This window comes from Parabacteroides sp. AF17-28, from assembly GCF_003479205.1.
Classification (GTDB): domain Bacteria; phylum Bacteroidota; class Bacteroidia; order Bacteroidales; family Tannerellaceae; genus Parabacteroides; species Parabacteroides acidifaciens.
The window spans coordinates 1-1363 of sequence record NZ_QUGV01000062.1; the positions used below are offsets into that span (position 1 = coordinate 1).

Annotated in this window: 2 protein-coding genes; both read left to right on the forward strand. The window is 41.4% G+C overall.

All coding sequences use genetic code 11. From position 1 onward, the window contains the following. The coding region (locus DWW90_RS20310; RefSeq protein ID WP_233547864.1) for a hypothetical protein at positions 1-381 on the forward strand (381 nt) is incomplete at its 5' end. 40 nt (positions 382-421) lie between these two features. After that, complete coding sequence (locus DWW90_RS20315; RefSeq protein ID WP_199662231.1) at positions 422-1357, forward strand: transposase; 936 nt, start codon at positions 422-424, stop codon at positions 1355-1357. The last annotated feature ends 6 nt before the right edge of the window (positions 1358-1363 follow it).

Consider the following 1363-nt stretch of genomic DNA (forward strand, 5'->3'; position numbering starts at 1 on the left):
AAAGTTGTGGAGAAAGCAAAAAATAATTATTTTTGCTCAATGGAAACAGGTTACGAACTATTCTTACCCGAAGGCATATTGACTTACTTTGAAGTAACCCATGCCGATCGCACAGCAACAGCCATATTAATATACTTAGATGAGAAGGACTTATCCGAGGAAGAACGAAGTGGAAAACATCTTCAATCCAAAGGATTTTATCCTCCTGCCTCTATCCATGACTTTCCATTGCGTGGAAAAAGTCTAATCCTTCACGTTCGCCGTCGCCGTTGGGTTGACCTGGATACCGGCAATCCTTACATGCGGGCTTGGGAAGTTGTGGCAAAAGGCACTCGTCTAACAGAAGAGTTTGCCTCTTTTTTAAAAGGAACACTTGGATAATACTCCAGTCAGTAGCACGGTTTTAGCTAAGTTCTATGGTTTGGATGGTCAACGTTTAGAGGAATGGTACCGTTTGAATTTGTCCGGATTTTATGAATGGGAAGACCGCCCACATGCGGATAAATGGTTACTGTTCGAGGATAATATGGGCCCTTATCTAAGTATAGATGAAACTTCATTGAGTGATGGTGAGCTTTATACGATTGTTACCAATAAGGAGGCAAAGGGTCGTAAAGGAGCAATCGTTGCGATGGTCAGGGGCACAAAAGCCGAAGACGTTACGGAGGTTCTGTTAAGAATAAAAGACCGGCTACGGCATAAGGTAAAGGAAGTCACATTGGATATGGCTGCAAATATGGGTATGATAGTAGATCGTTGTTTTACCAAGGCCTCACAAGTTACCGACCGTTTCCATGTCCAAAAGTTAGCCTGTGATGCATTGCAAGATATGAGGATTGCCCTTCGTTGGCAGGCTATTGAACAAGAAAACAAAGAAATGGCCCTGGCTAAAGAGAATAATATATCCTATGTGTCCCAAGTCTTAGAAAATGGGGACACTCATCGTCAACTGCTTGTAAGGAGTCGGTATTTGTTATTTAAAAACGAGGATAAATGGACTCCCCGTCAGAGACAAAGGGCGGAGATTCTATTCCATTATTATCCCTCTTTGGAAGTGGCCTACAAGCTTACGATGCAACTAAAGAATATCTACCATATAACGAAAGATAAAAAAGTAGCTCTAACCCGTCTGGCAAGGTGGTATAATGCCATCGAAGAATCTGGATTTGAACATTTTGGGACAGTCATGCGCTCGGTGCAGGCACATTATAAAACGATATTAAACTTCTTTGACCGAAGGGCTACTAATGCTTCAGCCGAGTCTTTTAATGCTAAAATTAAAGCTTTTAGAGCACAGCTTAGAGGGGTGAACAATATATCATACTTTTTATTTAGACTCAAAAATATATATGCATAGCTCCAC